Origin of the sequence: Thomasclavelia sp. (assembly GCF_017889095.1) — a bacterium.
Classification (GTDB): Bacteria; Bacillota_I; Bacilli_A; order Erysipelotrichales; family Coprobacillaceae; genus Thomasclavelia.
Genome location: NZ_JAGHEW010000065.1, coordinates 1 through 7,659, shown reverse-complemented (window position 1 = coordinate 7,659; position 7,659 = coordinate 1). Strand labels below are relative to the sequence as shown.

The 7,659-nt window shown below is 31.1% G+C and carries 11 protein-coding genes and 1 pseudogene; 1 reads left to right on the top strand and 11 read right to left on the bottom strand.

Translation table 11 applies throughout. The annotated features are described in order from the left end of the window. Positions 1–281: 281 nt before the first annotated feature. The 8 genes from J7M77_RS02905 to J7M77_RS02870 form a co-directional block, all read right to left on the bottom strand. A complete protein-coding gene (locus tag J7M77_RS02905; RefSeq protein ID WP_296875783.1) occupies positions 282–998 on the bottom strand; it encodes a GntR family transcriptional regulator in 717 nt (238 codons plus the stop codon). A gap of 186 nt (positions 999–1,184) precedes the next feature. Further along, positions 1,185–1,487, bottom strand: a complete 303-nt coding sequence (locus J7M77_RS02900; protein WP_296875781.1) for a PTS sugar transporter subunit IIB — start codon at positions 1,485–1,487, stop codon at positions 1,185–1,187. Positions 1,488–1,591: 104 nt separating this feature from the next. After that, on the bottom strand, positions 1,592–2,140 hold the full coding sequence (gene yfcE / locus J7M77_RS02895; protein WP_296875779.1) for a phosphodiesterase: 549 nt from the start codon (positions 2,138–2,140) through the stop codon (positions 1,592–1,594). Between the two features lie 5 nt (positions 2,141–2,145). Further along, complete coding sequence (locus J7M77_RS02890) at positions 2,146–2,751, bottom strand: GyrI-like domain-containing protein (RefSeq protein ID WP_296875777.1); 606 nt, start codon at positions 2,749–2,751, stop codon at positions 2,146–2,148. 112 nt (positions 2,752–2,863) lie between these two features. After that, complete coding sequence (locus tag J7M77_RS02885) at positions 2,864–3,346, bottom strand: peptidylprolyl isomerase (protein ID WP_296875775.1); 483 nt, start codon at positions 3,344–3,346, stop codon at positions 2,864–2,866. Between the two features lies 1 nt (position 3,347). Beyond that, entirely contained in the window at positions 3,348–3,626 is a 279-nt protein-coding gene (locus J7M77_RS02880; protein ID WP_296875773.1) for a hypothetical protein, read from the bottom strand. Between the two features lie 56 nt (positions 3,627–3,682). Beyond that, the gene (gene rlmH / locus J7M77_RS02875; RefSeq protein WP_296875771.1) at positions 3,683–4,162 is read right to left on the bottom strand and encodes a 23S rRNA (pseudouridine(1915)-N(3))-methyltransferase RlmH; all 480 of its coding nucleotides are present in this window, start codon (positions 4,160–4,162) and stop codon (positions 3,683–3,685) included. Continuing rightward, positions 4,152–4,901 carry an MBL fold metallo-hydrolase gene (locus tag J7M77_RS02870; protein WP_296875769.1) on the bottom strand — a complete coding sequence of 250 codons (750 nt, stop codon included), beginning with the start codon at positions 4,899–4,901 and terminating at the stop codon, positions 4,152–4,154. The genes rlmH and J7M77_RS02870 overlap by 11 nt, the downstream gene beginning before the upstream one ends. A gap of 163 nt (positions 4,902–5,064) precedes the next feature. Between J7M77_RS02870 and J7M77_RS02865 the strand changes: the two genes are divergently transcribed. Beyond that, complete coding sequence (locus J7M77_RS02865; RefSeq protein WP_296875767.1) at positions 5,065–5,652, top strand: AAA family ATPase; 588 nt, start codon at positions 5,065–5,067, stop codon at positions 5,650–5,652. Between the two features lie 154 nt (positions 5,653–5,806). On the opposite strand, the gene rpmE is transcribed toward J7M77_RS02865, so the two are convergent. The 3 genes and pseudogenes from rpmE to J7M77_RS02850 form a co-directional block, all read right to left on the bottom strand. Then, positions 5,807–6,010, bottom strand: coding sequence for a 50S ribosomal protein L31 (gene rpmE / locus J7M77_RS02860; RefSeq protein ID WP_296875765.1), 204 nt, complete (start codon positions 6,008–6,010; stop codon positions 5,807–5,809). Positions 6,011–6,116: 106 nt separating this feature from the next. Further along, on the bottom strand, positions 6,117–7,385 hold the full coding sequence (locus tag J7M77_RS02855; RefSeq protein WP_296875763.1) for a UDP-N-acetylglucosamine 1-carboxyvinyltransferase: 1,269 nt from the start codon (positions 7,383–7,385) through the stop codon (positions 6,117–6,119). 149 nt (positions 7,386–7,534) lie between these two features. Further along, positions 7,535–7,659, bottom strand: a pseudogene (locus tag J7M77_RS02850) (fructose-bisphosphate aldolase); the annotation flags it as partial.

Sequence of the window (7,659 nt, the reverse complement as noted above, 5' to 3'; positions counted from 1 at the left end):
GCATTTTTAATTGCAGATAAATACTTGTTTTGTCCACACCACGCACCAACACGTCCAAGGACATCTGCCATTTTGTCCATATATTTTTTCCTCCCTTAAAATATCTATTGACAATATAAGTATAAAAGTTAATTGGGCAAATGTCAATGCTTTTTACAATTAAAAGTACCATACTTTTAAAAATAAGACCGGTATTGTATAAAAAAACCTTGATATATTGCTAACTTTTAACCATACCTTTATTTTGAAAAAAAATAAAAACGCTTACAAAATTAAGCGTTTTAGGTTGCCACAGTAACAGTTTGTAACTCAAAATCATTATAATGAAACCGTGAAAGCGAATATTCAAAAATAACTCCAGTATTTAAATAAGCAACCTGTTCTACTTCAAAATACGGTTCCGTTTCTTTTAAACCAAGATATTCCTGTTCCAGCGATGATGATAAGTGACCACGAACTTTTTTATGAGCACTTTGAATCTTCAATTTTAAATCTTTTTCAATATACCCATAAATTGATTTTTTTAAATGCTCTAATTTTAAATTAGGAATTAACGAGATTGGCATATAAATAATTTCCAAAGCATACGGCCGTCCATCCAGTTTTCTAAACCGGATAATATGATAAACAAACGACCCTTCCTCTATTTGTAATTTTTTTGATATATGATCATCACTAGGAACAACTTCAAAAACAATTACTTCTGTTTCAATCTTTTTAATCCCTTCATAGCGTTGTGTCAGCCCTTTTGTAAACAAATTTGCTTTATTAGGTGTATCTGATGAGGGATCATAGTCTTTTACAAAAGTTCCCGCACCACGTCTTCTAATTATCAAACCCTCTTTCACTAATATATCGAGAGCTTTTTTCATTGTTTCTTTATTACAATGATATGATACACATAAAACATATTCATAAGGCAGTTTTTGCCCATACGTATATTTTCCGCCCTTTATCTTGGATCTAATATCATCTGCAATTTCGATGTATTTTACCATGATATCCCTCCTAGATACTATCTAACATAAAAATACCATACTTTTAATAAATTTGCACGGACTTTTTAATTATTTATTAATATCATATCTTTTAATAAGCATTTACATAAAAAATTTGTTTTTATTTTTAAATCAGCAAGAAAAAAGGAGCATTTCATTAGCTCCCCTTTTCAATATTATTTTGAATTATTTAGCGTCAATTATTTTCATTGCTGCTTTTAATACATTTTCCCCATTCATCATACCATAATCGCGCATTTCAATTACTTCAATTGGTGTAGTAGTTGCATCTTTTAATTTCTTTAATTCATGACGAACTTGAGGGCCTAACATAACTACATCCCAATCATCTAATTCTTTTAATGCTGCTGTAATAGGCATAGCAGTGATTTTTACTTCAATACCATCACTTGCTGCTGCTTTTTCCATTCTTTGCACTAACATACTTGTAGACATCCCAGCATTACATACTAATAAAATTTTGTACATAAAAAATTCTCCTTTCGTTTTCCTTTGCTTTCTATGTACTTATATTATAACATTTTAATTAATTAATTCTAACTATTTTACTCAACTTTATTAAAAACTTAACTTTATTTTTCTTTGATTTCTATTTCTTCAACAATTGTCTGATCAAATTCTTTGATCATAAAACGTCCTTGTTCATAGATCCCATAACTGCAGTTGCCAGCTTTAGGCAAAGAAATCGAAGATGGATTTAACACATAAATATCACCAATTTTTTTAGCTACCGGCTTATGAATATGCCCATAAACAAATACATCACCTGGATTTAAATTTGGTAAATGCTCTTCATCAAAAAGATGACCATGCGTCAAAAAGAAATGAATTCCATCAACATCAATCGTTGCATAATCAGCCATGATTGGAAAATCTAAGACCATCTGGTCTACTTCAGCATCACAATTCCCTCTAACGGCAATTATATTATTTTTTAATTCATTTAAAATGGGAATCACTTTTTTGGGGGCATAATCTTTAGGTAAATCATTACGTGGTCCATGATATAATAAATCCCCTAATAAAATTAAGCGATCTGGTTTTTCATTTTGATAGGCTGTTATTGCCTGTTTTAAATAATAATAAGATCCATGGATATCAGATATAAACATTAATTTCATTTTCTCTACTCCTCGATTGGATAACGAACAATTGTTTTTAAATCTTCTGGCAAAACTTTTTTAGGATTATTTAAATATATTTCATGGTGAAAACCAGATAGCTTTAAATTATCGACCATTATATACTCCATGATTTTTTTAGTTGAATTAATTTCCGTATTATATGGTCCAATATGAAGCATCTGAATACAACGACCTTCCCTAAATTCTTTTAAATAAATATCCTTTACCAGCAAGTTATCCGTTTTAGCTAATAATTTAATTTTTGCTTGTTCTAGTAATTCTTCTTCCAACATATCTAACTGGGGAATTAATAGCGTATATTTGATCATCTTTTTTCTAGTCACATCAAAATGACTATTATCATAAGTATCCCAAATTCCTTCCAGTTTAGCCCCAGTATAATTGATATCTTGCAATTGATAAAATTCTTTTAAAATTTTATGTAAGCTTAGCATTAATTCTGATTTTATTTTAAACTCATCGATGGTGGGATTACCAATGCCATCAATAGCAATATATTTCATCTTTGGCACAGTTATTAGGCTAATCTTATTTGTGGTAGCACGATATAACTGTGAGTATTTTTGTTTCAAATTATATTTTACCATCACATCATCCCCTTACCCCTAACTATTATATTACTTTTAAATAAAATTACCACTTAAAAATTATTTATTATTATTCAAAAACGAAAATACTAGCTAAAAAGCTAGTATCCACCTAAGCTCGTTTAATTGTTTTAATAACTGCCGGTTCATTTGGACAATCTTGAAAGTTACGTGGTAAATTGACAATCTTATCAATCACTTCTAAACCTTCAGTAATTTTACCAAAAGCCGCATATTCCCCATCTAAATGCGGTGCAGCTTCATGCATAATAAAGAACTGTGAAGAAGCTGAATCTGGAATCATCGTTCTAGCCATTGATAAAACACCACGAGTATGTAATAACTCATTATTAAAACCATTACTTTTAAATTCACCTTTGATACTTGGTGCTTCATGATGCTTAAAGTTTGCATCATAACCGCCACCTTGAATCATGAATCCAGGAATTACACGGTGAAAGATCAAACCGGCATAAAAATCTTGATCAATCAATCCTAAAAAGTTTTTAACTGTTATCGGTGCAATTTCCGGATAAACTTCTCCTTTCATTACATCGCCATTTTCCATTTCAATTACAATTTTTACAGTTTCCATTTTAATCTCCTTTATTTACAATTCTTGCATCAATTACTTCATTTTTTAATCTTTTATCTTTTCTTTTCTTATTTAGGAAAATAATCGCAATAAGTATTAATCCAACTGCGATCAACACCCAAATAATGGCATTAACCAATTTAAACTGGTAAGCAGTTGCCACTATTAAACATAAATTTATAATTTCAAATGTACCTGAAAGCTTATGTCTACCATTAACTAAAAAATTTAATGCTAGAGCGGTACAAACAAACATACTAATTACTAAAACTACTTCCATGATTACTCCCTCCTTTTTTATATCATACCACGCCTTAATCAGCAATAACAATAAACTTATTTATGATATGTTTCATTTTTAATTATCTTAAACGAACGGTAAATTTGTTCCACTAAAATCAACCGCATTAACTGATGGGGAAAAGTCAACTTAGAAAAACTTAAACATAGATCAGCACGCTTTAAAATATCTTTTCCATGACCCAAGGAACCACCAATAATAAAATCAATTGTGCTTTTACCGGCAATCATTGCTGTTTCTATTTTATTAGCTAAGGCAATTGAATCTAACTGCTTACTAGCCACATCTAAAACAATCACATAATCATCAGCCTTGATTTTTTCCATCATCCGCTTACCTTCTCTATCCTTGATAATCTCTTCCTGAGCTAAAGAACAGTTATTTGGAATACTTTCATCAGCTAATTCAATAATTTCCACTTTACAATAGTTTTTTAACCGCTTTACATACTCATTAATACCGGATAGTAAATATTTTTCTTTTAATTTACCGACACAAATTATCCTAATCTTCACGTTTACCCCCACTGACAATATCAACCTGGCTAGCTACTTTAATATTCTGAAAATTAATTTCATTCTGATCAAAAATTTGTTGATATGCCATTAAAGCTTTTTGCTTACTGTTGGCTTCTTCACTTAAATGCGCTAAAACAATCTCTTTTGTTTTTTCACCAATTACTTCAACCATTAATCTCGCACTATATTCATTATCTAAATGGCCCATATCACTTTGAATTCTCCGTTTTAAAAAATATGGTCGATTAGTTGCCATTAACATTTCAACATCATGATTACTTTCAATAATATAATAATCTAAATTATGGATATATTGGCGATTTTTTTGCGATACATAACCTGTATCTGTCATATATAAAATGCTTTCACTTTCACCATGAATAATAAAAGCCAACGGACTAGTTGCATCATGAGATATTTTTAAAGGCATGATTTTATAATCACCTAATTCAATTTCTTGATATGGTTTTAGAATATGGCTTTGATCAATCCCTTTAATACAGTCTTTACCACAAAAACAAATCTTTTGATCAAAAATATTGATATTTTTATTATGATCATAATGGTCATGAGTTAATAGTACATAATTAATATTATTTTCCTGGAAACCAAGTGTTTTTAATTTAAATAATAATTGTTTACGTGTTATCCCACAATCAATCAAGATTCCTACACCATGATCATAGATAAAGGTACTATTTCCTTTTGAACCACTTGCTAATACATGAAACTCCACATTTTTCCTCCTTTATGTTGCTATTATTATACAAATAAACTCCGATAAAAACAATTATTTTAATAATTCTTCTATTTTACCAGGCGATTTATTATAAATAAGAAAAAAATTATCATTAATAACTATTTTTGTGATAGAATAATAACTAAAGGGAGGAATTAATATGCCTAGAATTATTACAATTGCCAGAGAATATGGCTCTGGTGGACGTTTAATCGCCCAAAAAGTTGCGGAAAAAACAGGATTGTTTTACTATGATAATGAAGTAATTGATTTAGCTGCTAAAGAAATGGGAATGGATGTTGATGCGATTCGTAAAGTAGCTGAACAAAAATCATCTAGTTTCATGTATACAATGTCATCTTCAGCATTTTCATTACCATTAAATGACCAAGTTTTTGTAATGCAATCAAAAATAATCCGTCATTTAGCTAATCATGATTCTTGTATTATTGTAAATGGCTGTGCTGATTATATTTTAGAAGATTATGATGATGTATTAACGATCTTCATTCATGCACCATTAGAATCACGAATTCGCCGCGTTAAAGAAGATTATAAAGAAGAACATGAAAACTTTAAAAAATACGTCATGAAACGTGATAAAGGCCGCAGCAACTATTATAATTATTACACTACTAAAAAATGGGGTCACTTGAAAAATTTTGATTTAACGATCAATAGTGATTTAGGAATCGATAAAGTAGCACAATTTATTGCCGATATTTACCTACAAGGTAAAGAAAAGTAATCATTGCTTAAATGCTATGCTGCTTATATTTTCCCATTAGTCAAATACCTAAAAGCAGTATAGTTTAAAAGGAACAATTAATTTGTTCCCTGGTGATAAGTATTCTTATCACCTTTTATTTTCAAAAATAAAAAGGACTTGATTGTCCTTCTTATTATTTTAAACCATATTTTTTATTGAATCTTTCTACACGACCATCAGCACTTGCAAATCTTTGTTTACCAGTGAAGAATGGATGACAGTTAGAGCAAGTATCAACACGAATTTCGTCTAATACTGATCCAGATTCAAATTCATTTCCACATGAAGTGCAAATAACTTTTACTTTTTTGTAATTTGGATGAATTCCTTTTTTCATTTTCTCTATCTCCTTCCGCCTTATAGTCTTTGACTACAAAGTAAGTTGCCATAGTATAATAACATTAAAATATCTAGATTTCAAGACATTTTTATTAATTTAGTATTTAATCTTCAACTTGCCGTCTAGTAATGATTGCTCCTAATGAAATCAGCTTATGATCAATGTTTTCATAACCACGATCAATATGATATACATTGCCAATTTCAGTTACCCCTTTAGCTAACAGAGCTGCTACGATCAATGCCGCACCACATCTTAAATCAGTAGCATATACGCGATTTCCATATAGCGGTGTAGGCCCGTTGATATAGCACATTGCTTCTTCCTGATCAATTTTAGCTCCCATGTTGTTTAACTGCTGACAGTGTCCAAATCTTTCAGGATAAATTGTTTCTACTACCTGACTGGCACCATTGCATTGGGTCAATAAAGCTGTTAAGGGCTGTTGCAAGTCTGTTGCAAAACCTGGATAAACCTGTGTTTTGATATCGACCGGTTTTAAATGTTTAGTTCCTCCATAAACAATAATACTGTCACCGACAATATCCATCTTAACGCCCATTTCGCGAAGTTTTGATGTTACCGCTTCTAAATGCTGAGGAATTACGTTTTGAACGATTACTTTTTCACCGGCTGCTGCAGCAATGATCAAAAACGTTCCCGCTTCGATGCGATCAGGAATAATTTCATGATAGCAGCCTCCTAGACTTTCAACCCCTTCAATAACGATCTTATCAGTACCGGCACCATGAATTCTAGCCCCCATTTTAGTAAGCAGGTTAACTACATCAATAATTTCCGGTTCTTTTGCGGCATTTTCAATTATTGTTTTACCTTCAGCTTTTACCGCTGCTAATAAAATATTGATTGTTGCGCCAACTGATGCAAAGTCTAAATATATTTTATTACCAATTAATCTTTCAGCTTCAATTGTATATGTTCCATCCTGGCAATATGATACATTTGCTCCCAAGGCTTCAAAACCTTTAATATGCAAATCAATCGGACGAGGTCCTAAAAAACATCCCCCCGGCATTTTCATCGTAACTTTTTTGCATTTACCAAGTAATGCCCCCATCAAATAATATGAAGCTCTTAATTTATTAACAGCATCACTTACTAATGGTTTATTAACTAAGTTGGACGGATCCACAAATAACTCTCCATCACCTTTAAAAACCTGACAATTTAATTCTTTCAACAATACTCCTAATGCATCGACATCAGAAATATTGGGTACCCCATATATAGTAACAGGACTATCAGCCAAGACAATCGCAGGAATCAACGCTACGGTCGCATTTTTGGCCCCACTTACCACTACTGTTCCATTTAATTTATGTCCACCTTCAATCGCAATTACCTCACTCATTTTAGCCCTCCTTTATTTCTACGATACTACTATATATTAAATTATAGGCAAAAACAACCTAAAATTAAAATTTAATTTGGTAAAATCCGTTATTATTCTTTAAAAAAAGAATCCCACCAGAGTGAGATTCTAAATATCGAAGTTTGTTATTATGCTTTACCAATGCATCCAAAGATTTCCATTTTTTCTTTAACACATTGTTGAATAGCTGCAGCACCTGGTGCTAATAATTTACGAGGGTCAAATCCTTTACCTTCTAAATCTTTTCCAGCTT